The organism is Streptomyces kanamyceticus (assembly GCF_008704495.1).
Lineage (GTDB): Bacteria > Actinomycetota > Actinomycetes > Streptomycetales > Streptomycetaceae > Streptomyces > Streptomyces kanamyceticus.
The window spans coordinates 7,853,081-7,877,888 of the sequence record NZ_CP023699.1; the positions used below are offsets into that span (position 1 = coordinate 7,853,081).

21 protein-coding genes are annotated in these 24,808 nt (G+C 72.1%); 14 read left to right on the top strand and 7 right to left on the bottom strand.

Going from position 1 to position 24,808, the window contains the following annotated elements; genetic code table 11:
* Positions 1-2: 2 nt before the first annotated feature.
* Positions 3-1,361 (bottom strand): ABC transporter permease, encoded by a 1,359-nt coding sequence (locus CP970_RS34155; protein ID WP_224058878.1) that lies wholly within the window; start codon positions 1,359-1,361, stop codon positions 3-5.
* Between the two features lie 204 nt (positions 1,362-1,565).
* On the opposite strand from CP970_RS34155, the gene recN reads away from it, so the two are divergent.
* Complete coding sequence (gene recN, locus CP970_RS34160; RefSeq protein WP_191094983.1) at positions 1,566-3,317, top strand: DNA repair protein RecN; 1,752 nt, start codon at positions 1,566-1,568, stop codon at positions 3,315-3,317.
* Between the two features lie 351 nt (positions 3,318-3,668).
* The gene (locus CP970_RS34165) at positions 3,669-4,811 is read left to right on the top strand and encodes a glycosyltransferase family 4 protein (RefSeq protein WP_055547300.1); all 1,143 of its coding nucleotides are present in this window, start codon (positions 3,669-3,671) and stop codon (positions 4,809-4,811) included.
* Positions 4,812-4,817: 6 nt separating this feature from the next.
* Here the strand turns inward: CP970_RS34165 and CP970_RS34170 are convergent, their stop codons facing one another.
* Together CP970_RS34170 and CP970_RS34175 are read right to left on the bottom strand one after the other, a co-directional pair.
* The gene (locus CP970_RS34170) at positions 4,818-6,440 is read right to left on the bottom strand and encodes a PucR family transcriptional regulator (protein WP_055547298.1); all 1,623 of its coding nucleotides are present in this window, start codon (positions 6,438-6,440) and stop codon (positions 4,818-4,820) included.
* Positions 6,441-6,547: 107 nt separating this feature from the next.
* Entirely contained in the window at positions 6,548-8,359 is a 1,812-nt protein-coding gene (locus CP970_RS34175; protein WP_055547296.1) for a glycoside hydrolase family 15 protein, read from the bottom strand.
* Positions 8,360-8,802: 443 nt separating this feature from the next.
* On the opposite strand from CP970_RS34175, the gene CP970_RS34180 reads away from it, so the two are divergent.
* The 11 genes from CP970_RS34180 (at position 8,803) to CP970_RS34230 (ending at position 21,472) form a co-directional block, all read left to right on the top strand.
* Positions 8,803-10,482: a CTP synthase gene (locus tag CP970_RS34180; RefSeq protein WP_055547294.1), complete on the top strand. Its 1,680-nt coding sequence runs from the start codon at positions 8,803-8,805 to the stop codon at positions 10,480-10,482.
* Positions 10,483-10,568: 86 nt separating this feature from the next.
* A complete protein-coding gene (locus CP970_RS34185; protein WP_055547292.1) occupies positions 10,569-11,195 on the top strand; it encodes an NUDIX domain-containing protein in 627 nt (208 codons plus the stop codon).
* A gap of 157 nt (positions 11,196-11,352) precedes the next feature.
* A complete protein-coding gene (locus CP970_RS34190; protein WP_055547290.1) occupies positions 11,353-13,446 on the top strand; it encodes a tetratricopeptide repeat protein in 2,094 nt (697 codons plus the stop codon).
* 145 nt (positions 13,447-13,591) lie between these two features.
* On the top strand, positions 13,592-14,707 hold the full coding sequence (gene ald / locus CP970_RS34195) for an alanine dehydrogenase (protein WP_055547288.1): 1,116 nt from the start codon (positions 13,592-13,594) through the stop codon (positions 14,705-14,707).
* Between the two features lie 347 nt (positions 14,708-15,054).
* Positions 15,055-16,227 (top strand): ParA family protein, encoded by a 1,173-nt coding sequence (locus CP970_RS34200; protein WP_079043497.1) that lies wholly within the window; start codon positions 15,055-15,057, stop codon positions 16,225-16,227.
* Entirely contained in the window at positions 16,224-16,808 is a 585-nt protein-coding gene (locus CP970_RS34205) for a hypothetical protein (RefSeq protein ID WP_055547284.1), read from the top strand. Before CP970_RS34200 ends, CP970_RS34205 begins: the two co-directional genes overlap by 4 nt.
* Before the next feature lie 19 nt (positions 16,809-16,827).
* Positions 16,828-17,859 carry a segregation and condensation protein A gene (locus tag CP970_RS34210; RefSeq protein ID WP_079043496.1) on the top strand — a complete coding sequence of 344 codons (1,032 nt, stop codon included), beginning with the start codon at positions 16,828-16,830 and terminating at the stop codon, positions 17,857-17,859.
* Positions 17,856-18,506, top strand: a complete 651-nt coding sequence (scpB, locus tag CP970_RS34215) for an SMC-Scp complex subunit ScpB (RefSeq protein ID WP_055547280.1) — start codon at positions 17,856-17,858, stop codon at positions 18,504-18,506. Before CP970_RS34210 ends, scpB begins: the two co-directional genes overlap by 4 nt.
* Before the next feature lie 11 nt (positions 18,507-18,517).
* A complete protein-coding gene (locus tag CP970_RS34220; RefSeq protein WP_055547278.1) occupies positions 18,518-19,669 on the top strand; it encodes a pseudouridine synthase in 1,152 nt (383 codons plus the stop codon).
* Between the two features lie 70 nt (positions 19,670-19,739).
* A complete protein-coding gene (locus tag CP970_RS34225; RefSeq protein WP_055547276.1) occupies positions 19,740-20,474 on the top strand; it encodes an NUDIX hydrolase in 735 nt (244 codons plus the stop codon).
* Positions 20,471-21,472 carry an ADP-ribosylglycohydrolase family protein gene (locus tag CP970_RS34230; RefSeq protein WP_055547274.1) on the top strand — a complete coding sequence of 334 codons (1,002 nt, stop codon included), beginning with the start codon at positions 20,471-20,473 and terminating at the stop codon, positions 21,470-21,472. Before CP970_RS34225 ends, CP970_RS34230 begins: the two co-directional genes overlap by 4 nt.
* Positions 21,473-21,522: 50 nt before the next feature.
* Here CP970_RS34230 and CP970_RS34235 read toward each other — a convergent pair whose 3' ends face one another.
* The 4 genes from CP970_RS34235 to CP970_RS34250 are packed head-to-tail and all read right to left on the bottom strand — an operon-like array spanning position 21,523 to position 24,053.
* Complete coding sequence (locus tag CP970_RS34235) at positions 21,523-22,218, bottom strand: nucleotidyltransferase domain-containing protein (protein ID WP_055547272.1); 696 nt, start codon at positions 22,216-22,218, stop codon at positions 21,523-21,525.
* A gap of 22 nt (positions 22,219-22,240) precedes the next feature.
* Positions 22,241-22,735: a Rieske (2Fe-2S) protein gene (locus CP970_RS34240; protein WP_055547270.1), complete on the bottom strand. Its 495-nt coding sequence runs from the start codon at positions 22,733-22,735 to the stop codon at positions 22,241-22,243.
* Positions 22,732-23,325 carry a DUF6529 family protein gene (locus tag CP970_RS34245; protein WP_150494366.1) on the bottom strand — a complete coding sequence of 198 codons (594 nt, stop codon included), beginning with the start codon at positions 23,323-23,325 and terminating at the stop codon, positions 22,732-22,734. The genes CP970_RS34240 and CP970_RS34245 overlap by 4 nt, the downstream gene beginning before the upstream one ends.
* 56 nt (positions 23,326-23,381) lie before the next feature.
* Positions 23,382-24,053: a hypothetical protein gene (locus tag CP970_RS34250; RefSeq protein ID WP_055556227.1), complete on the bottom strand. Its 672-nt coding sequence runs from the start codon at positions 24,051-24,053 to the stop codon at positions 23,382-23,384.
* A 200-nt stretch (positions 24,054-24,253) separates the two neighbouring features.
* On the opposite strand from CP970_RS34250, the gene CP970_RS34255 reads away from it, so the two are divergent.
* Positions 24,254-24,694, top strand: a complete 441-nt coding sequence (locus CP970_RS34255) for a YidB family protein (protein ID WP_055556225.1) — start codon at positions 24,254-24,256, stop codon at positions 24,692-24,694.
* Positions 24,695-24,808 lie beyond the last annotated feature (114 nt).

Below are 24,808 nucleotides of genomic sequence, written 5' to 3' on the forward strand. Positions count from 1 at the left end.
GGTCAGGTCGCGCTGACCACCGAGATCGCCTGCTTGCGCAGCACGGCGCGGACCGGCACCCCGGTGGCGAGCAGGGTCAGCAGCAGCGTGCCCGTCGCGACGCCGGCCGGCACGGGCCACGGCAGGTACGGCAGGGCGGCGCCGAACGCCGTGCTGAGGATGGGCGCCAGCGTGCCGAGGGCGATCGCGCCGCCGAGCAGCAGCGCCGTTCCCGCGACGACCACGGCCTCCCAGGCCGCCATCGAGCGCACCTGCGCGCGCTGACTGCCGACGACCCGCAGCAGGGCGACGTCGCGGCGGCGCTCGAAGGAGATCATCGCGAGGGTGTTCGCCGCGGCGATGGCGGCGAACCCCGCGTACAGACCCGTGCCCACGTAGTCGAGCCACACCTCGCCGGGGCTGCCCGCCGAGCCGGTGTGGTGCTGGGCCGTCGTATGCATGCCGATCTTGGTGAGGCCGAAGCCCACGACGAGGACGAGCGGGACGACCGCGGCGGAGAACCGGCGGGGCTGCGAGCGGACGTTGAGCATCGCGAGCCGCGCGCTCGGGCCGAACCGGCCCACGGCCGCGGAGACCAGCCAGGCCGCGGGGCCGATGATCCGCGGGCCGAGCAGCCCGGCGCCGACGCAGAAGAGGATCAGCACGAGGAACGCGCCCTCGCCCGCCTCGTCCGCGGGCTGCTTCGACAGGAGTACGGCGACGACGCAGGCCCCCGCGATCGCGAGCACCCCGAGCGGCGCGCGCAGGAACCCGAGGCCGCGCCGCCCGGTCGCCGCCTCGCCCAGGGCGCGGGCCGGACGCAACAGGGAGAAGCGCAGCGCGGAGAGGAAGGCGGCGAGCGTCGTCGTCACCACGGCCACGCCGATGCACACGGGCAGCGCGAGCCAGCTGAAGCGGAAGACGGCCTCGGCGGGGAGCAGCCCGTGCGAGATCATCCCCGCGTGCCACCAGCGGGCGCCGAAGCCGCCGAGGACGAAGCCGACGAGGGCCGCGGGGACGGACGCGGCGAGCGCCTGCGCGGCCACGGCGCGGCGGACCTGGCGGGGCTTGGCGCCGATCGAGCGCACCATGGCCAGCTCGCGGTGCTGCTGTGCCACGGCCGTGCCCATGGTCGACGCGACCACGAATATCGACATGTAGATGGATCCGATCAGCAGGACGACCGCCATGTCGCCCACGCCGTTCGCCGCGATCCGCGCGCGGGCGGCCGCGGAAAGGCCCTCGGTGCTTCCCCTGCTCGTCGAGGTGAGCATCATCGTCGACGCGCTCACCACGGTCGCGGCGAAGAGCGCGGCCACCGCCGTGCCCACGAAAGCCGGGCGGTGTGCGCGCAGGGCAGCCCCTGCCAGTCCTGTTGCCATGTCGATCATGGTCCTGCGGGGGAGGGGCGGGTGGCCATGCGGCGAGCTGGTGGATCTTGCTCGGGTTATCCCCACCTTCCCTGACCTCCCCCCCCCATCTTCCGTCCCCTCGGAGAGTGACGCAGTACTTCCGGTTCGGTCGCCAACCTGCGTCTTCGCGGGCCAACGAAGGGGCGACGTCGCGGCACACAGGGGAAACCTCGTATGGTCGGGTCCGTGTTGGAGGAGATGCGGATACGGTCGCTCGGAGTCATCGACGACGCGGTCGTCGAGCTGTCACCAGGTTTCACCGCCGTGACGGGTGAGACGGGTGCGGGCAAGACGATGGTGGTCACGAGCCTGGGCCTGTTGCTCGGCGGGCGCGCGGATCCCGCCCTGGTGCGGATCGGCGCCAAGTCGGCGGTGGTGGAAGGACGCATCGCCGTGCCCGCGGGTGCCTCCGCGGTCGTCCGCGCGGAGGAGGCCGGGGCCGAACTCGACGACGGGGCGTTGCTCATCAGCCGTACCGTTTCGGCCGAAGGGCGCTCGCGCGCGCACCTCGGTGGGCGGTCCGTGCCGGTCGGCCTGCTCGCCGAACTCGCCGACGACCTCGTCGCCGTGCACGGTCAGACCGACCAGCAGGGGCTCCTCAAGCCCGGCAGGCAGCGCGGCGCACTCGACCGGTACGCGGGCGACGCCGTCGCCGTGCCGCTCGCCAAGTACACATCGGCCTACCGGCGGCTGCGGGCCGTCACCGCCGAGGTCGACGAGATCACCACACGCGCGCGTGAGCGCGCCCAGGAAGCGGATCTGCTGCGCTTCGGCCTCGACGAGATCGGTGGCGTCGAGCCGCGCGCGGGCGAGGACGTCGAGCTGGCCGGTGAGGCCGAGCGGCTCGGCCACGCGGAGGCCCTCGCCTCCGCCGCCGCGTCCGCGCACGCCGCGCTCGCGGGCAACCCCGAGGACCCGGAGGGCGTCGACGCCACCACGCTGGTGGCGGGCGCCTCGCGGGCCCTGGAGGCCGTGCGCTCCCACGACCCCGCGCTGTCCGCCCTCGCCGAGCGGCTCGGTGAGATCGGGATCCTGCTCGGCGACGTGGCGGGCGAGCTCGCCGGGTACGCCGACGACCTCGATGCCGATCCGTTGCGCCTCGCGGCCGTCGAGGAGCGGCGGGCCGCGTTGACCCAGCTCACCCGGAAGTACGGCGCGGACATCGACGCCGTGCTCGCCTGGGCGGAGGAGGGGGCCGCGCGCCTCGGCGAACTGGAGGGCGACGACGACCGGTTGGGCGAGCTGACGGCCGAGCGGGACGCGCTGCGGGCCGAACTCGCCGGGCTCGCCTCGGCGCTGACCGACGCACGGCAGGAGGCGGCTTCGCGGTTCGCCGCGGCGGTCACCGAGGAACTGGCCTCGTTGGCCATGCCTCACGCGCGCGTGTCGATCGCCATCAGCAGTACGGAGGTTTCCGAGGGCGGTGACGGGGTGGTCGTCGGCGGTCGTACGGTCGCGTACGGACCCACGGGGGTCGACGAGGTCGAGCTGCTGCTCGCCCCGCACCCCGGTGCGCCGCCACGGCCCGTCGCCAAGGGGGCGTCGGGCGGTGAGCTGTCACGCGTGATGCTCGCGGTCGAGGTGGTCTTCGCGGGTACGGATCCGGTGCCCACGTATCTGTTCGACGAGGTCGACGCGGGGGTCGGCGGCAAGGCGGCGGTCGAGATCGGCCGCCGCCTGGCGCGCCTTGCCAAGTCCGCGCAGGTCGTGGTCGTCACGCACCTGCCGCAGGTGGCGGCGTTCGCGGACCGGCAGCTGCTGGTGGAGAAGACGAACGACGGCATGGTGACGCGGTCAGGGGTGCAGGTCCTGGAGGGCGAGGACCGGGTGCGGGAGCTGTCGCGGATGCTGGCGGGGCAGGAGGACTCGGAGACCGCGCGGGCCCATGCGGAGGAGCTTTTGGCCACGGCTCGCGGGGACGGGTAGCTGGCGGGGCGCCTTGGGCGGTGTCCCCCTCCTCGGCACCGGGCTGGGTCCGTCTGCGACGGGTGGATGCCCTGGTTGTCGTCCCTCGGCGCCGGGGGCTGTGCCCACCCGTTCCGCCCTGCGGAACAATTGCCCACAGCGGTAGCCCTACCGGCGCGGCCCCGCCCCCGAGGCGGACGGCGCTCCTGCGAACTCACCCGTGTGGGTGATCCCGGGCGATGAGTTGCCCGGACAAACGTGGAAGTGACCTTTCAGCGGTGCCGCAACGCCCGTGCGGACTGGCATCCTTGGCGCAGCATCTGCCCGAACCGCCCGAGCACCGACCGACGAAGACTCAGGAGCCCCGGCCACGTGAGCCACGTGAGCAGCCACTCGCCGCACGGACAGACGCCGCTGCACACCGTTCAAGTCCTCGGCGGCGGCAGCGCGGGCAGCAGCGCGCACGTCAGATCGCTGGCGGCGGGACTCGCCGCCCGGGGCGTGCGGGTCACCGTGTGCGCTCCCGACGAGGCCGCCCGGGCGTACGACTTCGCGGCCACCGGCGCCCGCCACGTCCCCGTGCCGCGCAGCGGCGACCCCGCCTCCGTCGCCGCTCTGCGCGCGGCCTGCGCCGAGGCCGACCTCGTGCACGCGCACGGACTGCACGCCGCCCTGCGCGCCTCCGTGGCGCTGACAGGACGCCGTACCCCGCTCGTCGTCACCTGGCACACCCGCTCGTACGCGGAGGGCACCCGCGCCCGTGTGCTGCGCCTCCTGGAGCGGCGCGTGGCCAAGGCCGCGGCCGTGGTCCTCGGGGCCTCGTCCGACCTCGTGGACCGGGCCCGCAGCAGGGGCGCGCGCGATGCCAGGCTCGCGGCCATCGCGCTGCCCGCGCCGCGCCGCCCCGACGTATCCGAGGACGAGGAACCGGACAGCCTCCTGCACAAGGCCCGTGCCGAACTCGGCGCCGTGGACAGGCCGTTGATCCTGGCCGTCGGCGCGCTCGAACGGCACTGCGGCTACGACCACCTCCTGGACGCCACCCGGGTGTGGCGGCATCTGGATCCGCTGCCGCTCCTCGTCGTCGCGGGGGAGGGGTCCGAACGGGGCGCCCTGCAGCGGCGCATCGAGGCGGAGGGACTGCCAGCCCGCCTCGTGGGACGGCGCGATGACGTGCCCGAGCTGCTCGCGGCCGCCGACCTCGCGGTGGTGCCCAGCAGTTGGGAGTCGCGTTCCGTGCTCGCCCAGGAGGCCCTGCACGCGCGCGTGCCCCTCGTGGCGACGGCCGTCGGCGGTGTCCCCGAACTGGTCGGCGACGCCGCCGAACTCGTCCCGTACGGCGACGCGGAGGCCCTCGGCACCGCCGTCGCGCGCCTGCTGGCCGACCCGGTGCGCAGGAGCGAGCTGAAGGCCAGGGGCGAGGCGCAGGCGGCCACTTGGCCGTCGGAGGACGAGACCGTCACCCAAGTCCTCAGCGTGTACGACGAGTTGACGCAGCCCCTGCGGTACAGCTGAGGCGCCTCACGTCACATGGCGGCGCGCCCGCAGGGCCAGGCTCAGGGCGAGCACCGTCTGGGGGTCGTCGAGGTCGGTGCCCAGGAGCTCGCTTATCCGGGCCAGGCGGTTGTACAGCGTCTGCCGGTTGAGGTGGAGTTCGCGTGCGGTCTCCGCCTTGCGGCCCGCGTGCGCCAGGTAGGTCTGGAGCGTGGGCAGCAGCGGCGGCCTGGAGCGCTCGTCGTGGGTCCGCAGCGGGCCGATCGCACGGTCCACGAACGCCGCCAGGTCGGGGTGGTCCCGCAGCCGCCAGAGGAGCAGGTCGATGTCGAGCCGCCGCGCGTCGTACCAAGGGCGGTCGGAGAGGCCCTGCGCTGCGGCCGCCGTCTCCGCCGCGTGCCGCAGGCCCGCGGAGGCCGCGGCCCAGCCGCCCGCGACCCCGACCACGACGACCGGCGGCTGCGCCCCGGGCCGCCGCAACCCGGCCCGCTCCACACCGGCCCGCAGCGCGGCCGCGACGCGGTCGGCCACCGCGGTGCGCTCCGACTCCGAGCGCAGGCCGAGGAGGAGCGGCACACGGCCTTCGACGGGGCGTACGCCCAGGAGTACCGGAACTCCCACCGACGCCAGCTCCTCGGCGACCGCGCGCGCGAGCACCGCCAAGGCGGCGCCGGTCGGCAGTCCGTCGGCGAGCCGCATCACGACCGGCAGGAGCGGGCTCTCGCCGGGCTTGAAGCCGAGTACGCGGGCCTGCGCGGGCGCGTCGTCGGCGGCGATCCGGCCCTCCGCGAGGTCGGTGAGGAAGTCGCCGCGGCCGCGCGCCGCGAGTTCCTCCTCCTGGCGGGCCTGCATGAGCACCACCGCGAGGCTGCTCGCGGCCCGCTCGGCCGCGATGCGGTGCACCGGCAGCGGCGCGGACTCCACGGCGAGCAGCACCAGCCTGGCCCGCACCGAACCGGCGCCGGGACCGCCGCCCGGCACGTCGACGAGGACCGCGCCCGCGGGCGGTCCGTCCTTGCGATGTCCCCGCAGCCCCTCCCACACCTGCAGCGGGTCGGCGCACTCGGTGCCCGCGCCCGCGGCGTACAGGAGCTGGCCGTCAGCCGTCTCCAGGAAGACCGGGTTGCCGCTGAACTCCGCGAGGATGCCGAGCACTTGGGGCACCCCGCCCCCGCCGAGCAGCGCCTCCGTGCAGCGCCTGTGCACCTCCTCGGCCCGCTGGAGCAGCGCGTAGTGACCGTTGACGATCTCGGTGTGCACCTCTTCGGTGACCGTCACGAACGGCACCTCGCGGTGCAGCTGCACCAGCGGCAGACCGGCCGCCCGCGCCGTGTCCACGATCGCCGCGGGCAGCCGCGTGAAGCGCGGTCCCAGCTCGACCACGAGCGCCGCGATGCCGCGCTCGGCGAGGTTGCGCACGAAGGCCCGCTGCTCGGCGGGGCGCGCGCCGAGCCCGAGGCCGGTGGTGAGCAGCAGCTCGCCGCCCTTGAGCAGTGAGGCGATGTTGGGCACCTCGCCCGCGTGTACCCACCGCACCGTGCGCTGCAACCGCTCCGCGCCCGCGACGACCTCGGGGAGGCCGCCGCGCAGGCCCGGCAGTTCCAGCGCGCGCTGCACGGTGATGCCGCCCTGAGTGCCCTGACTGTCCATGGCGCGGACGCTACCGGGGCGCACGTCCCGGGGGCATCTCCGGTGGTGTGCGTCACACGCGGGCGGCGACGGGTCCGCTGCCCGTCGCCGCCCGGAGCCGAGCGGCGCTACCCCCCGTACGCCCCCGAGGCCGTCAGCCGCAGCGCCGTGTCGATCAGCGGCACGTGGCTGAATGCCTGCGGGAAGTTGCCGACCTGGCGCTGCAGGCGCGGGTCCCACTCCTCGGCGAGCAGGCCCAGGTCGTTGCGGAGCGCGAGCAGCTTCTCGAAGAGCTTGCGGGCCTCGTCGACCCTGCCGATCATCGCGAGGTCGTCGGCCATCCAGAACGAGCAGGCCAGGAACGCCCCCTCGTCGCCTTCGAGGCCGTCCACGCCCGCGTCGTCACCGGTCGTCGGGTAGCGCAGGATGAAGCCGTCGGACGTGGAGAGCTCGCGCTGGATCGCCTCGATCGTGCCGATGACGCGCTTGTCGTCGGGCGGCAGGAAGCCCATCTGCGGGATGAGCAGCAGCGAGGCGTCCAGCTCCTTGGAGCCGTACGACTGGGTGAAGGTGTTCCGCTCCTTGTCGTAGCCCTTCTCGCACACGTCCCGGTGGATGTCGTCGCGCAGCTCGCGCCACTTCTCCAGCGGGCCGTCCGCCTCACCGGACTCGATGAGCTTGATCGTGCGGTCGACGGCGACCCAGACCATCACCTTGGAGTGCACGAAGTGGCGGCGCGGTCCCCGCACCTCCCAGATGCCCTCGTCCGGCTGGTCCCAGTGCGTCTCCAGGTAGCGGATCAGCTTGAGCTGGAGCAGGGACGCGTAGTCGTTGCGGGCGAGCCCGGTCATGTGCGCCAGGTGCAGGGCCTCGGTGACCTCGCCGTACACGTCGAGCTGCAGCTGGTGCGCGGCGCCGTTGCCCGCCCGGACCGGCTGCGAGTTCTCGTACCCGGGCAGCCAGTCGAGCTCGGTCTCGCCGAGCTCGCGCTCGCCCGCGATGCCATACATGATCTGCAGGTTCTCCGGGTCGCCCGCGACCGCGCGCAGGAGCCACTCGCGCCAGGCGCGGGCCTCCTCGCGGTAGCCGGTGCGAAGGAGCGAGGAGAGGGTGATCGCAGCGTCGCGCAGCCACGTGAAGCGGTAGTCCCAGTTGCGCGAACCCCCGATGTCCTCGGGCAGCGAGGTGGTGGGCGCCGCGACGATCCCGCCGGTCGGCGCGTAGGTGAGCGCCTTGAGCGTGATCAGCGAGCGGACCACGGCCTCCCGGTAGGGGCCGTGGTACGTACAGTGCTCGACCCACTCCCGCCAGAAGGTCTCCGTGGCGGTGAGCGCCGCCTCGGGCTCGGGCAGCGCGGGCGGCTCCTTGTGGGAGGGCTGCCACGAGATGGTGAACGCGATCCGGTCGCCCGGCGCCACCGTGAAGTCCGAGTAGGTGGTGAGGTCCTTGCCGAAGGTCTCGGCGGAGGTGTCGAGCCACACCGAGTCGGGTCCCGCGACGGCCACCGTGCGCCCGTCGACCTTGTGGACCCAGGGCACCACACGGCCGTAGCTGAACCGCATGCGCAGCGCCGAGCGCATCGGCACCCGGCCGCTGACGCCCTCGACGATCCGCACCAGCTGCGGGGCGTCGGTGTCGCGCGGCGGCATGAAATCGATCACGCGGACGGTGCCGCGCGGAGTGTCCCACTCGGATTCGAGCACCAGGGAGTCGCCGCGATAGGTGCGGCGATCGGCGCTGGGCGGCGGCGAGTCCGGGGAGTGTGCGGGCCCCAGACGCCAGAAGCCGTGTTCCTCCGTGCCCAACAGGCCCGCGAAAACGGCGTGGGAGTCGAAGCGGGGCAGGCACAGCCAGTCGACTGTGCCGTCCCGACAGACCAGGGCTGCGGTCTGCATGTCTCCGATGAGTGCGTAGTCCTCGATGCGCCCGGCCACGTGCATCTCCAGTCGAACGGCCACGTTCGCCCCGCGGGGCGCTTACTGGTCAGCGGTCAAGTGATCGTTGACGAGCGCTTGTTCCGGGTGCAGGGCGGGGTGATGCCGTGTGCCGGAGGGGGCTCGGCAGCGAGTGTCCGAGCAGGATACGACGCACGTTAGTGATCTGCGCGCCCCTCTGGACAACGCGGCTACGCCGAACGGGTGAGCGCCTGGTGAGAGGCGGTGCGCGAGCCGGGAAGAGGGGCGTGCGGGTCTGGTGACCGAGATGTGCGCGGCTCGTGGCGGAGCGTGGCCGGAAGCGGGGCCGCCCCGTCGCTGATACCCTGGTAGCCCGTGAGCCGGTGGTCATAGAACCCCCGAACCGCAGCGACGGCGCCTCCCCGAATCCCTGGTGAGGGCGCCGGAACGCACCTCCAGACCGCGACCACGGGAGCCCCCCTTTGGCTATGCAGCCCGCTGCTTTTCGAAACAGCACAGCCACGACGACCAAGCACATCTTCGTCACCGGGGGTGTCGCCTCCTCGCTCGGTAAGGGGCTGACGGCCTCCAGCCTTGGCGCGCTGCTCAAGGCAAGGGGTCTGCGCGTCACCATGCAGAAGCTCGACCCGTACCTGAACGTCGACCCAGGCACGATGAACCCCTTCCAGCACGGCGAGGTGTTCGTCACCAACGACGGCGCCGAGACCGACCTGGACATCGGCCACTACGAGCGCTTCCTCGACGTCGACCTCGACGGCTCGGCGAACGTGACCACCGGCCAGGTCTACTCCCAGGTGATCGCCAAGGAGCGGCGCGGCGAGTACCTCGGCGACACCGTCCAGGTCATCCCGCACATCACCAACGAGATCAAGCACCGCATCCGCCGCATGGCGACGGACGACGTCGACGTCGTGATCACCGAGGTCGGCGGCACGGTCGGCGACATCGAGTCGCTGCCGTTCCTGGAGACCGTCCGCCAGGTCCGCCACGAGGTCGGCCGCGACAACGTCTTCGTCGTGCACATCTCGCTGCTGCCCTACATCGGCCCCTCCGGCGAGCTGAAGACCAAGCCGACCCAGCACTCGGTCGCCGCCCTGCGAAACATCGGCATCCAGCCGGACGCCATCGTCCTGCGCGCCGACCGCGAGGTGCCGACCGCCATCAAGCGCAAGATCTCGCTGATGTGCGACGTCGACGAGGCCGCCGTGGTGGCCGCCATCGACGCCAAGTCGATCTACGACATCCCGAAGGTCCTGCACACCGAGGGCCTGGACGCCTACGTCGTGCGCAAGCTCGACCTGCCGTTCCGCGACGTCGACTGGACCCAGTGGGACGACCTGCTCGACCGCGTGCACAACCCCAAGCACGAGGTCACCGTCGCCCTGGTCGGCAAGTACATCGACCTGCCCGACGCCTACCTGTCGATCACCGAGGCCATGCGCGCGGGCGGCTTCGCCAACAAGGCCCGCGTCAAGGTCAAGTGGGTCACCTCGGACGACTGCAAGACCCCTGCGGGCGCCAAGAAGCAGCTCGGCGACGTCGACGCGATCCTCATCCCCGGCGGCTTCGGCGACCGCGGCGTGAACGGCAAGATCGGCGCGATCCAGTACGCCCGCGAGAACAAGGTGCCGCTGCTCGGCATCTGCCTCGGCCTGCAGTGCATCGTGATCGAGGCCGCGCGGAACCTGGCCGACATCCCCGACGCGAACTCGACGGAGTTCGACGCCGCCACCGGCCACCCGGTGATCTCCACCATGGCCGAGCAGCTCGACATCGTCGCGGGCGACGGCGACATGGGCGGCACGATGCGCCTGGGCATGTACCCGGCCAAGCTCGCCGAGGGCTCCATCGCGCGCGAGGTGTACGACGGCAAGGAGTACGTGGAGGAGCGCCACCGCCACCGCTACGAGGTGAACAACTCCTACCGCGCCGAGCTGGAGAAGAAGGCCGGTCTGCAGTTCTCCGGCACCTCCCCGGACGGCAAGCTCGTCGAGTACGTCGAGTACCCGCGCGAGGTGCACCCCTACCTGGTCGCCACGCAGGCCCACCCGGAGCTGCGCTCGCGTCCGACGCGTCCGCACCCGCTCTTCGCGGGTCTGGTGAAGGCGGCCGTGGAGCGCCAGACGGCGGCCAAGAAGGCCAAGTAACACCAGGGTTGTACGGTTGCCGGGGTGCGCGCCTTTCGGGGTGCGCGCCCCGGTTTCCGCATGTGTGCGTGGGAGGACAGGACGACATGACGATCAAGGACACCGCCGAGGAGTGGCAGGTCACGGCGAGCCGGACGCCGTTCGTCGGGAACAAGACCTCCGTGCGCACCGACGACGTGGTCATGCCCGACGGGACCGTCGCGCACCGCGACTACCAGGTCCACCCCGGCTCGGTGGCCGTCCTCGCGCTCGACGACGCGGGCCGCGTCCTGGTCATCCGCCAGTACCGCCACCCCGTCCGCCACAAGCTCTGGGAGATCCCCGCGGGGCTCCTGGACGTACCCGGCGAGAACCCGCTGCACGCCGCCCAGCGCGAGCTCTACGAAGAGGCGCACGTCAAGGCCGAGGACTGGCGGGTCCTCACCGACGTGTACACCACGCCCGGCGGCTGCGACGAGGCCGTGCGCGTCTTCCTCGCGCGTGACCTCTCCGAGGCCGAGGGCGAGCGCTTCGAGGTCTCCGAGGAGGAGGCCGACATGGAGCTCGCCAGGATCCCGCTGGAGGAGCTCGTGCGCGGCGTGCTCGCGGGCGAGCTGCACAACAACTGCCTCGTGGTCGGTGCCCTGTCGCTGTACACCGCCCTCAAGGGCGACGGCGTCGACGCGCTGCGCCCCGCGGAGGCGCCGTGGCCCGCCCGCCCCTTCGAGGTGTGAGAGCGTCCCCGACGCCTGCGGTGTGACGATCCACTGATCCGATCGGGCGACTTGTGCGCGCCGCGCGGCCGGGAGGGCCGCAGGGCCTGAACTAGTCTCTGAAAGCGTCCCGCCCGGAGTCCCGGCGGGTTCGTGCAGGCGGACGGGAGCGTGGCCCGTGACGGATCAGGCGGTCGACACGGACGGTGCGGCGGCGGGTGGCGCTGTGCCGTCGCCCGCGAGTGCCGCGGCCCAGCCGACGAAGGCTCAGTTCGTCGGCAGACGCCGGGAGTTGAAAGAACTCCGCGCCGACATCGACCGGGCGGGACTCGACACCCTCTCGGGCCGCAAGGCGCCCCGCGCGCGGGTCCTGCTGATCGCAGGGCGCCCCGGTTCGGGCCGCACCTCGCTCGCCGTGGAACTGGCGCGGCAGCTGGCGGACGACTACCCCGACGGGGTGCTCCGCGCCCGCCTCACCGAACCCGACGGCGCCCGGGTGCCCACCGAGCGCACCGCCCGCGAACTGCTCGACGCGCTGGCCGTGCCCGCGCCGCCGGGGGCCTGCGAGGACGACCTCTCCGGTGCGCTCAGGGACGCGCTCGCCGACCGCAGGGCGCTGCTCCTGCTGGACGACGCGGCCGACGCCGAGCAGGTCGACCCGCTCCTGCCCGACGCCCCCGACTGCCTGGTCGTCGCGGTCTCAGAGGGGCCGCTGACCGGCATCCCCGACGTCCGCCCGTGCACGCTCGGCGGCCTGGACAAGGGCGCCGCCGTCGAACTGCTCGCCCGGGCGTCGGGACCCGTGCGCATCACCGTCGACCCGCGCTCGGCCGAGTCCCTGGTCGAGGCGTGCCAGGCGCACCCCGAGGCGCTGGTGCTCGCCGGTGGCTGGCTTTCGGTGCGGCCCAAGGCCGCCGTCGCCGATCTGGCCAAGCAGGTGCACGACATGCCGGACGAGGGGTCCGCCCTCGCGCGTGTCTTCTACCACACCTACGCCTCGCTGCCCGGGCCCGCCGCGCGGATACTGCGATTCCTCTCCCTCGCCCCGGCGGGCCACGTCGACCCGCACACCGCGTCCGCGCTGGCGGGCTGCTCGGTCTCCGCGGCGCGCACGACCCTCGACGACTTCGTGGCGCTCGGCCTGGTGCGCGCTGTTGACTCGCCGCTTCCGCAGTACGAGGTGCCCGGCTGTCTGGTGCCGCTGCTGCGCGCCCGCACCGAGAGCCAGGACAGGCCCGCCGAGGTCCAGCTGGCCAGGGCCCGGATGCTGGAGCGGACCGTACGCCTGCTGCAGTCCTGCCGTGCGATCACGGAACCGGAAGGGTCGGCGGCCCGCAAGAAGCTCGCCGGACTGCCGCGGGCGCTGCGCTTCCCCTCCGCGGCGGCCGCCGCCGAGTGGCTGAGCATCCGCCAGCCCGCGCTGCTCGCCGCCGCGAGGATCGCGGTGGCCGACGGCGAGCTCGACACCCTCGCACGGCGCCTGATGGCCGCGCTGGTCAGGGCCCTGGTCGCGCACCGCGGCACCGAGGAAGCGGCTCCGGTGCTCTACGGAATCCACCGTCTGGTGCTCGACGTCGCCGAGCGGCGGAACCTGCCGCGCGAGCAGGCCGCCGCGCTGCTGAACCTCGCGGACCTGGACGCGCGGACCGGACGTACGCAGGAGGCGCTGGTCCGCTACCGGGCCGCGCTGGACGCGGGGCGGGCGGCGGGTGATCCGTACGCGACCGCGCGCGCGATGGAATCCGTAGGCGGTGCCTATCAGGAGCTGGGGGACTGGCCGCGGGCCTCCGACTGGTACGGCAGGGCGCTGGCCCAGCGGCTCGCCCGCGACGAGCGCGCGGACGCCGCCCGGCTCTACGGCCGGATCGGTGCGGTGCACACCTACGCGGGCCGCTACGGGGAGGCGCTGCGCAACTGGAGTTCGTCCGTCACCGGGCACCGCAAGAACGGGGACGTGGCGGCCCAGGCGCGGGCGTTGAGCGAGATGGCGCGGGTCCAGGAGTACGCGGGGCGGCCCGAGGAGTCGCTGCGTACCTGCCAGGAGGCGGTGGAGTGGGCGCGGCACGCCAAGGACGTCCGTCTGCAGGCCGCGCTGCAGCTGCGGCTCGCGGACACCCTGGAGCGCCTCGGCGACCCGGCGGCCGCCCGGCTGCACAGGGGCGCGGCCGAGCGCATGCTGGGAACGGAGATCCCGAAGGCCGCCAGGCTTGAATCAAACGGTGGAGCGCAGCCTTCCGCCTGCGAAATCCGTAGTGCATCTACAGAAGATTGAAGTATTGGAAGGCTAGACAGCGAGAAATCCTTCATTAGACTGGCTCCGCCGCGTACATCCGTGGTGTCTCCCGTTGCGCCCTCGTGTGCACCGGTCTGTGTTGCATTGCCCGAGAAATCCCCTGAGCCAAGGACCGTGATCCACGATGAAGGTCGGCATCCCCCGCGAGGTCAAGAACAACGAGTTCCGGGTGGCCATCACCCCCGCCGGCGTGCACGAGCTGGTGCGCCACGGCCACCAGGTCGTCATCGAGCGGAACGCCGGTGTGGGCTCCTCGATCACGGACGCCGAGTACGTCTCGGCCGGTGCGCGGATCCTGGAGACCGCCGATGAGGTCTGGGCCACCGCCGACCTGCTCCTGAAGGTCAAGGAGCCGATCGCGGAGGAGTACCACCGCCTGCGCAAGGACCAGACCCTCTTCACCTACCTGCACCTGGCCGCGTCCAAGGAGTGCACGGACGCGCTCCTGGAGTCGGGCACCACCGCCATCGCGTACGAGACCGTGGAGACCGCGAACCGCGCGCTCCCGCTGCTCGCCCCGATGTCCGAGGTCGCGGGCCGCCTGGCCCCGCAGGTCGGCGCCTACCACCTGATGGCCGCCCAGGGCGGTCGCGGTGTCCTGCCCGGCGGCGTCCCCGGCGTGGCGGCGGGCAAGGCCGTCGTCATCGGCGGCGGCGTCTCCGGCTGGAACGCCGCGCAGATCGCCATCGGCATGGGCTTCCACGTGACCCTGCTCGACAAGGACATCAACAAGCTCAAGGAGGCGGACAAGATCTTCGGTACGAAGATCCAGACCGTCGTCTCCAACGCCTTCGAGCTGGAGAAGGCCTGCCTCGAGGCCGACCTCGTCATCGGTGCCGTCCTGATCCCGGGCGCCAAGGCCCCGAAGCTGGTCACCAACGAGCTCGTCTCGCGGATGAAGCCGGGAAGTGTCCTTGTCGACATCGCGATCGACCAGGGCGGCTGCTTCGAGGACTCGCACGCCACCACGCACGCCGAGCCGACCTTCCCGGTCCACAACTCGGTCTTCTACTGCGTCGCCAACATGCCCGGCGCGGTGCCCAACACCTCCACGTACGCGCTGACCAACGCGACGATGCCGTACATCGTCGAGCTGGCGAACCGCGGCTGGGTCGAGGCCCTGCGCCGCGACCCGGCGCTCGCCCTGGGTCTCAACACCCATGACGGCAAGGTCGTTTACAAGGAGGTCGCCGAGGCCCACGGTCTCGAGCACCTCGAGCTCGAGACGCTCCTCGGCTGACCCGGGTGACTGACTTCGGTCAGTCTCGGACACTTTCGTCAACGAGAGTCGTCAATCTCACGCCAACGGCCGGACCTTGAGAGGGGTCCGGCCGTATGTGTATCAGTGTGGACACGCTCAACTCGCCTTGAACGTAACCCTTTAACCGTTTCGCCCACCCCTGAAACGTGCCGATGACATGCCGCACGCCCTTGACATCAGGGTGTTCCGTTGCCGACACATCAGGCCCGGTCCGGCGGATTGTGTTGCTGTGGACCGGTGACACGCCATAGAGTCGCCAACCGTCGGCATGGTGCCACGCTGACCTATCGAGAAATTTCCTGGTCACCAAGGAGGTAAGACGACTTGTGAATGAGTCGACATTTGCTCCCGGGGGTGGTCAACCAGGAACCTCTGAGCGGGGCCAAGGACCCGTGGGGCTCGAGGCCGTCGGCTCGGTCGCTGTCCGCACCTTCGAAGCCCGGCAGAGCCCCCAGCCGACACAGTCAGCACCCCAGAGCATGGATGGCCATCACGTGAACGCCATGGCCGGCGACCGGAGTGGCGATAACACCCACACCCACCTCGCCGACTACGAGGAACTGCCCCAGGGGCACTTCTACGACCCCGACGCCGAGTACGAGCCCGATCCGGAGTACGCGGCCACGCTCGCGCCGGACGCCGCCCGTCAGCGCCGCGAGCGCATCGGTCCCACGGGGCGCCCGCTGCCGTACTTTCCGATCCCGGGCCCGCTGACCGACCACGGTCCCGCGAAGATCATCGCGATGTGCAACCAGAAGGGCGGCGTCGGCAAGACGACGTCGACCATCAACCTGGGCGCGGCACTCGCGGAGTACGGACGCCGGGTCCTGCTCGTCGACTTCGACCCGCAGGGCGCCCTCTCGGTGGGCCTCGGGGTGAACCCGATGGAGCTGGACCTGACGGTCTACAACCTCCTCATGGAGCGCGGCATGTCCGCGGACGAGGTGCTCCTGAAGACCGCGGTCCCGAACATGGACCTGCTGCCCAGCAACATCGACTTGTCGGCCGCCGAAGTGCAGTTGGTGAGCGAGGTCGCGCGCGAGTCCACCCTGCAGCGGGCGCTCAAGCCGCTGATGCAGGACTACGACTACATCGTGATCGACTGTCAGCCCTCGCTCGGCCTGCTCACCGTGAACGCCCTGACGGCGGCTCACAAGGTGATCGTGCCGCTCGAGTGCGAGTTCTTCGCGCTGCGCGGTGTGGCCCTGCTGACCGAGACGATCGAGAAGGTCCAGGAGCGGCTCAACCCCGACCTGGAGCTCGACGGCATCCTCGCGACCATGTACGACTCGCGCACGGTGCACAGCCGTGAGGTGCTCGCGCGCGTGGTCGAGGCCTTCGACGACCACGTCTACCACACGGTCATCGGGCGCACGGTGCGCTTCCCGGAGACCACGGTCGCCGGTGAGCCCATCACGACGTACGCCTCCAACTCGGTCGGCGCGGCCGCCTATCGTCAGCTCGCCAGGGAGGTGCTCGCCCGGTGTCACGCCGAGTGAGTCTGCCCGGGGCCGACGAACTGTTCCGTACGACCGGGGGGATGGCGCTCCAGTCGTCGTCTCCGCGGCGCCCGGCCAACGGCGAGCCGAGGGTGCCGGGTCCCGCGGGCGAGAGCGACGAGACCGCGGCCACGGACGACGCCGCCGCGCAGGGCGACGGCGGTGAGCCCGCCGAACACGCGGCCACGGACGCCGAGTCCGGATCCGGGTCGCGCAGCAGGGCGGCCGGGACGGCCGAGGGCGAGAAGGGTGCGGGGCGCCGTGCGGCACCCGCGCAGGACGGCGCGGCCGCCCAGAGCGGCGGCAAGTCCGGCGGCTCGTCCACCGCGCAGGCACGGCGGCGGGCCAGGGCGGCCAACCGGCGCCCCAGCGGGCGCGAGCGGCACGACGAGAAGATCACCGTGTACGTCTCCGCCGAGGAACTGATGGACCTCGAGCACGCGCGCCTCGTGCTGCGCGGCGAGCACGGTCTCGCGGTCGACCGCGGGCGCATCGTGCGCGAGGCGGTCGCCGTCGTCCTCGCCGACCTGGAGTCGCGCGGGGACGCGAGCATTCTCGTACGACGGTTGCGCGGGCGGTAGGGGTAGCGTTTCTGGCCTCATGGCCCAGAACAGTGAATCCGCACCACCCGCCGCTCGGCGCCGCACCCTGGGGCGCGGCCCGGGGGCTTCTTCCGCTGAACCGGAGCCCTTGCCTGCGGACCGTGGGGCGTTGTGCCCACCCTTCCCCAAGCTCTCGGCTTCGCTCGAGCAGGGGATGCCCCACTCGCCGTGCGGAACGCCTGCCCACAACGCGGACTCCGGGACCGAAGCTTCTGCCGAGCCCGATGACGGGCGGTTCAAGGTTCGGCTCGCGAACTTCGAAGGGCCCTTCGATCTGCTGTTGCAGCTGATCTCCCGGCACAAGCTCGACGTCACCGAAGTCGCGCTGTCCAAGGTGACCGACGAGTTCATGGCGCACATCCGCGCCATGGGGGCCGACTGGGACCTGGACCAGACCACCGAGTTCCTGGTGGTCGCGGCCACCCTGCTCGATCTGAAGGCGGCCCGCCTGCTGCCCGCAGCCGAGGTCGAGGACGAAGCCGATCTGGCGCTGCTCGAAGCCAGGGACCTGCTCTTCGCGCGGCTGCTGCAGTACCGCGCGTACAAACAGATCGCGGACATCTTCAGCGGGCGCCTGGATGACGAGGCACGGCGCTATCCGCGGACCGTGGGCCTGGAGCCGCACCACGCCGAGCTGCTGCCCGAGGTCGTCATCAGCATCGGGGCGGAAGGATTCGCCAAGCTCGCCGTGAAGGCCATGCGGCCGCGCGCCGAGCCGCAGGTGTACGTGGACCACATTCACGCCCCGCTGGTCTCCGTACGGGAGCAGGCGGGCCTCGTCGTCGCCCGGCTCCGGGAGCGCGGGGAGGTCAGCTTCCAGGTGCTCGTGGAGGACGCGGGGGACACCCTGACGGTCGTCGCCCGCTTCCTGGCCCTCCTGGAGCTCTACCGGGAGAAGGTCGTCGCCCTGGACCAGGAGGACCCGCTGGGCGAGCTGATGGTCCGGTGGACCGGCGGGGACGGTGCGGAGGAGCCGACCGTGACCGACGAGTTCGACCGGGCCCCCGAGCCGATGGAGGAGAAGGCGTGAGCGAGCAGCAGAGCCCCGTGGGGGAGCTTGCCGGTGCCGTGGCGGAGCTGGCGCTGCGGCCCGCTCTAGAGGCCGTCCTGATGGTGGTGGACGAGCCCGCCACCGAGGAGCACCTCGCGAAGATCCTGCAGCGGCCGAGGCGGCAGGTCGCCGAGGCGCTGCGGGAGCTGGCCGACGAGTACACGGTGCAGAAGCGGGGCTTCGAGCTGCGCCTGGTGGCGGGCGGGTGGCGGTTCTACACGCGGCCCGAGTACGCCGCGGCGGTGGAGGGCTTCGTCCTTGACGGGCAGCAGGCGCGGCTCACCCAGGCGGCCCTGGAGACCCTCGCGGTGGTCGCGTACCGCCAGCCGGTCAGCCGTTCCCGGGTCTCCGCGGTGCGCGGGGTGAACTGTGACGGGGTGATGCGGACGCTCCTCCAGAGGGGTCTGGTGGAGGAGGCGGGCGCGGAACCCGAAACAGGTGCGATCCTGTACAGGACGACGAACTACTTTCTGGAGCGGATGGGCCTGCGCGGCCTTGACGAACTCCCGGAGCTCGCGCCCTTCCTCCCCGAGGCGGAGGCGATCGAGTCGGAGACGCTGGAAGGTGTCCCGTCGTTCGACCCGGACGCACCCGATGCGCCGGGTTACGAGGACGCTGACGACTAGACGGAACTTTGATGCGAAACAGCAGCGGCAGGAACAGCAGCGGAAACAACGGCGGGAGCCGTGGTGGCAACAGCGGCGGCCGCGGCAACAGCGGCGGCCGGGGAAGCACCGGTGGCCGCGGCAATTACCGGGGTGCCGGTAACGGCCGTGACGACAAGCAGGACAGCGGCAGGCCGAGCAAGCCGCGTCCCGAGGAGCGGCGCTACGACGTGAGCCCCGCCGACGGCGGCGGCGCGCCCAAGAAGGGCCGTGGCGCGGCGGCGCGCGGCGGCGCCAAGGGCGGCCCCCGCACCTCGCAGGGCACCGGCGCCCGCGGCAGCCGCCGCGGCGGCTCCCCGGCGACCTCGCGGGAGTACGACGCCCGGCAGGAGGAGCGCAACCGCGAGCGGTACGCGGGCAAGCCCAAGGTGAGCCCGCCCAAGACCTTCCCGGGTGCCGAGCAGGAGGGCGAGCGGCTGCAGAAGATCCTGGCCCGTGCGGGCTACGGCTCGCGCCGTGCCTGTGAGGAGCTGGTCGACGAGGCCCGCGTCGAGGTCAACGGCGAGATCGTCCTGGAGCAGGGCCTGCGCGTCGACCCCGAGAAGGACGAGATCAAGGTCGACGGCCTGACCGTGGCCACGCAGTCGTACCAGTTCTTCGCGCTGAACAAGCCGGCCGGTGTCGTGGCCACCATGGAGGACCCCGACGGCCGCCAGTGCCTGGGCGACTACACGAACAACCGTGAGACGCGGCTGTTCCACGTGGGACGTCTGGACACCGAGACCGAGGGCGTCATCCTGCTCACCAACCACGGTGAGCTCTCGCACCGGCTGACCCACCCGAAGTACGGCGTGAAGAAGACCTACCTCGCGCACATCGTGGGTCCGATCCCGCGCGACCTGGGCAAGCAGCTCAAGGACGGCATCGAGCTGGAGGACGGCTACGCGCGCGCGGACCACTTCCGCGTCGTGGAGCAGACCGGCAAGAACTACCTGGTCGAGGTCACCCTGCACGAGGGCCGCAAGCACATCGTGCGGCGCATGCTCGCCGAGGCGGGCTTCCCGGTCGACAAGCTGGTGCGGGTGGCCTTCGGGCCGATCACCCTGGGCGACCAGAAGTCCGGCTGGCTGCGCAGGCTCTCGAACACGGAGGTCGGCATGCTGATGAAGGAAGTCGATCTGTAGGCCCTCAGGGGTTGTGACGGCCCGCCCACCCTCTTTATAGTCGTGATGACTTTTAAGGGGGTGGGCGGGCATGTCCGTGTCCGGGACCTACGACAAACACGCCTACGAGCCGTTCGCCGTCACCGTCGACCTGGCGGTGTTCACCATCCGCGACGGCGCGCTGCACGTGCTGCTCGTCGAGCGCGGCCAGGAGCCGTACGCGGGGCGCTGGGCGCTGCCCGGCGGCTTCGTGCGGTCCGACGAGTCCGCGGAGAGCGCGGCGGCGCGCGAGCTCGCCGAGGAGACCGGGCTCGCGGACGTCAGCGGGCTCCATCTGGAGCAGGTGCGCACCTACAGCGAGCCGGACCGCGACCCGCGCATGCGGGTCGTCTCCGTCGCGTTCGCGGCGCTCGTGCCCGACCAGCCAGAGGTGCGCGGCGGCGGCGACGCGGCCCGCGCCGCCTGGCTGCCGTACAGCCCCGCGACCTACCGGCCGCTCGCCTTCGACCACGACCGGATCCTCGCCGACGCCCACGACCGGGTCGGCGGCAAGCTCGAGTACACCGGCATCGCCACCGCCTTCTGCGCGCCCCGGTTCACCCTCGGCGAGCTGCGGCAGGTCTACGAGGCGGTGTGGGGCGCCGAACTCGACCCCGCCAACTTCCGGCGCAAGGTCGTCGGCACCGCAGGGCTCGTCGAGGCGATCCCCGGCGCCGCACGGCTGACCGGCGGCCGCGGCAAGCCCGCCGCGCTCTTCCGGGCGGGCACCGCCACCACCTTGCACCCGCCCCTGCTCCGCCCCGCGTCGGAAGGGACCTCCTCATGAAGCGCGCCGCCACCGGATCCCTGCTCGGGCTCGCCCTCGGGGACGCGCTCGGCTACCCGACCGAGTTCGACGACGTACCGTCGATCCTCGCCAAGTGCGGGCCCTGGCGGGAGATGGAGCTGCCGAAGCGGGCGCTCATCACGGACGACACCCAGATGACGCTCGCGCTGGCCCGCGGCCTGCGTACCGCCATGGACCGTGGGCTGCTCGGGCCCAAGCGTTTTGAGCGGCCGCTGCGCGAGGAGTTCGTGGACTGGTACCAGTCTCCGGAGAACAACCGCGCGCCCGGCAACACCTGCCTACAGGCGTGCTACCTCCTCATGGGCGGCAAGCCGTGGGAGCAGGCGAGCCAGGTGCACTCCAAGGGCTGCGGCGCCAACATGCGCGTCGCGCCCATCGGCCTCGTGCCGGGCCTGAGCGACGAACAGCGGGCGGGCGTCGCCCAGTTGCAGTCCGCGCTCACCCACGGCCACCCCACCGCGCTCGCCGCCTCCGACCTCACCGCGCACGCCGTCCGGCTGCTCGCCGAGGGCGTCGAGCCGACCGGGCTCGTCGGACTGCTGCGCTCGTACGCGTACGAGAACCGCGAGACGTACCACGAGCGCTGGCTCGGCGAGCTGTGGAAGCGGGGCGGGGCCGCGACGCCGGGGGCGTTCATCGCGCAGGGCTGGGACGAGTGCCTCGATGTCCTGGAGAGGCTCAAGGACGCGCTGCGCTCACCCTCGCCGGAGACCGATCCTTGCCTGGCCACCGGCGCGGGCTGGATCGCCGAGGAGGCGCTCGCCACCGGCCTGCTGTGCTTCCTGATGTTCGTCGACGAGCCGGTCACGGCGCTGCGCAGAGCCGCCTGCACGTCGGGGGACTCGGACTCGATCGCCTGCCTGGCCGGGGCCTTCGCGGGGGCGCACCTCGGGGCGGCCGCGTGGCCCGCCGAGTGGACGGCGCGGATCGAACACGGGGACGAGCTGCGCGCGTTCGGCACGCTCTGGGATTCTTGAGCCATGACGGCTGACCCCGGCCTCGTCGTCCGCGTACGCCTGTCAGGACTTCAGGACTTCAGGGCTGACGCCTGCCGCGTACGGAAGAGGAAGTCCTCGATCCGCTCCCGGTCGGGTCCAGCCGGGAGCGGGCTGTGCGGAGCCGCCGCGTCCGCCTCTGCCGCGAGACGGTTCATCCACGACTCGACCTCCGGCCAGGAGACCTCGCCGCGCTTGACCGCGAGCAGCGGCTCGCGCTGCTCGCCGACGTCGATCGTCAGCTCGCCGGTGCGCAGCAGGTCGCGGCAGGACATCAGCAGGCGGAGCAGGTGCATGGCGTGCTTCCAGCGCGGGACGCCGTGGACGCGGACGTCGGCGTCGAGTTTTTTGCGCTGGCCAAGGGCGTACCTGGCGAAGGTGTCGTGGGCCTGGCGGGAGAGGAAGGCGTCGCGCAGGTCGAGCAGTTCGCGGCCGGTGTCCGTGAGGTGCTCCACCAGCGGGGAGTGCAGGCACTCCAGGACGTTCGGGTTCGCGCGCAGGGCGAGTTCGCAGAAGCGCTCCAGCTCCCAGCCGAACTGTTCGGCCGCGGGCCCGTCCACATGCGTCGGCGGCTTGTCGAAGCGCCAGAAGAGCGGTGTGGGGGCGAGGAAGACGCCCCTGCGGTCGGTGTCGCTGCCGTCCGTGGCCAGGCCGAAGGCGCGCGAGCCCATCACGCAGGAGTAGATCGTGTGGTCGCGTACCAGGTCGTGAGGGTCCGGAGGGCGCATGCCGTGAGCGTACGGCTCCGGGTCAGCCGAGCGTGATCGAGTTTCCGGTGACCGTGATCTTCTGCGGGGGCAGTGGGCGCGGCGCGGGGCCGCCCGCGACGGAGGCGTCGGCCACCCGGTACTTGCTGCCGTGGCAGGGGCAGTTGATCGTGCCGCCCGCCACCTCCGAGACCGTGCAGCCCTGGTGGGTGCAGACCGCGGAGAAGGCCTTGAAGTCGCCGCTCTCGGGCTGGGTCACGACGACCTTCTTGTCCTTGAAGACCTTGCCGCCGCCGACCGGGATGTCGGAGGTCTTGGCCAGCTCGGGGCCCGCGGGCGGCTTCGGACTCTCGGAGGCGGGCGCGGAGGATCCGGAGGTCTTGGCGGAGCCGGGTGCGGACGAGGACGGGGGCGGGGTCGCGGTGTCCGAGGGCTCCGGTTGTGACCCCTCGTCGCCGTACTTCGTGCAGCCCGCCGCCAGCGCCCCCGCGCCCGCCGCGATGACCGCCCGCCGCGACGCCCGCCCCGCGCCGCTCACGTCGTCACCCCGACCGTACGGAAGAACCAGAGCGCCGACGTCAGCCAGATCACCGTGAGCGTCACGAAGACCACGCCCGCGACCAGGGGCAGCAGCCAGCCGGGCAGCCGCTCCGAGCGGAGCAGCAGCATCTTGGCGCTGAACGCGCCGAAGAAGAAGCAGCCGAGCAGCGAGTGCCACAGCACGCGGGTCGAGTACGTCTGGTAGCCGAGCGCGTAGAGGCAGTGCACCGCCACGGGGACGGCGACCAGGAACGCGATCCGGCCCGACCAGCGGTGCAGGGCCGCCGACCAGGAGGGTCCCGGGACCTTCCCGTACAGCATCAGGGCCGAGACGACCTGCACGAGCGCGAAGGCGAACGCCGTCGTGGCCAGCCAGGACTTGACGGCGCTCGTGCTGCTGAAGCCCGCGAGGTTGAAGGCGGTGCCCTCCGGATCGTGGATCTTGCCGTACGCCCCGAGGCCCACCGCGACGGCCGCGGCGAACAGCGCGGGCACCAGATAGCGGGCGGCGCCCGGCCTGCGGTGCTCGCCCGCGCCCGGGGGCACGGGGAAGCCGCCCTGGGTGGGGGCGGTGGGGTCGACGCTCATGAGGGCTCCCTCTCGGCGTGGGCGGGACGGGCGCCCGGCGATGCGGGCGGGCGGCTCTACGGCGTGACGGGGCGGGCGGTGACGACGTCGCCGTCGACCCGGACGGTGCCGGTGCGCGGGTCGAGCCGCGGGGCCTTCGCGGGCTTGCCGTCGCGCTTGAGGATGCCGACCTGGCTGCCGTCGGCCAGGACGATCCAGCCGCCGTCGAGCTTGGCGCCGCGCACCTCGGTGGTGGCGCGGTAGAGGCCGGACGGCTTGACGGCCTTGGCGGCGGTGAACTTCCAGGTCTCTTTGTCGATGTCGACCGTGCCCCGGATCCTCTTGCCGGTGAGCTGACCGTTCAGCTTCGCGCCGTGCTTGCCGGTCAGCCGCATCGAGCCGTCGTCCTCGACGTCGCCCTTCAGCCAGGACTCGGTGTTGTGGCCGTCGCAGAAGTACGCGATGGCCTTGCCGTCGCGCAGCGAGAGGGAGACCGCCGAGGTGTTGTCGTCGGTGCGGCCCGCGTAGTCGGCGTTGGGCGGCGGCTTCTTCGAGGGGCTCTCGGACGCACTCGCGGAGGGGCTGCCCGTCGGCTTCGGCGTGCCCTTCGTGGGGGAGGGGGGTGTGGTGCCGGGCGCGTTCCCTCCGTACGACGAACTGCCCGTCCCCGTCGTCGCGTTGAGCGACAGCATGAACAGGGCGAGCAGCAGCCCGGCGAGAAGGGTGTACAGAGGTCCTGAGCGCTTCATGCGAGCCCCCCGAGGCGCTGAGCCTGCCCGGCCCTTCCATGCAAGCGGACCCGTCCCCCTTCGTCCATAGCTATCCATAGCTAAACGTCCCCCAATCGGCCCAAGTGGCGACAGTGGGCGATTCGGGTGACATTGGCATGGTCTGAGGCCCCGCCGTCCTCCTCGGCGCGGGCCCGGCCCTTCACGCGAAAGGCGCGACCATGGCGGGTAACGATCTCGGCAGCCTTCTCGGCGGTCTCCTCGGCGGCGGCCAGCAGGGCGGTCAGCAGGGTGGCTCGTCCGGCGGCGGTGGCGGGAACATCCTCGGCGCGCTGCTCGGCGCCCTGATGAGCAAGGGCGGCGGCGCGGGCGGGAGCAACCCGCTGTCCGGCCTGCTCGAAGGGCTGACCAAGGCCGGACTCGCCGACCAGGCCCAGTCCTGGGTCGGCAACGGCGAGAACAAGGAGGTCTCCGGCGCCCAGGTGCGGGAGGCGCTGCCCGACGACACCCTCCGCCAAGTCGCCGAGGAGGCCGGAGTCTCCCCTGAGCAGGCCGCGAACGACATCGCTCAGGTGCTGCCGCAGGCCGTCGACAAGCTGACGCCCGAGGGCCAGGTGCCCTCCGGATCGCTCGAGGACCTGATCAAGCAGCAGCAGCTCTGACCCACCCCGGTATGGTGCGCGGCGCCCGTCTCGGCAGACGGGCGCCGCGCACTCCCGTGCCGGGCGCTGACTACGCTTGTCGTACGAAGGTGTCGGCAACAGTCGTCGCCGCGC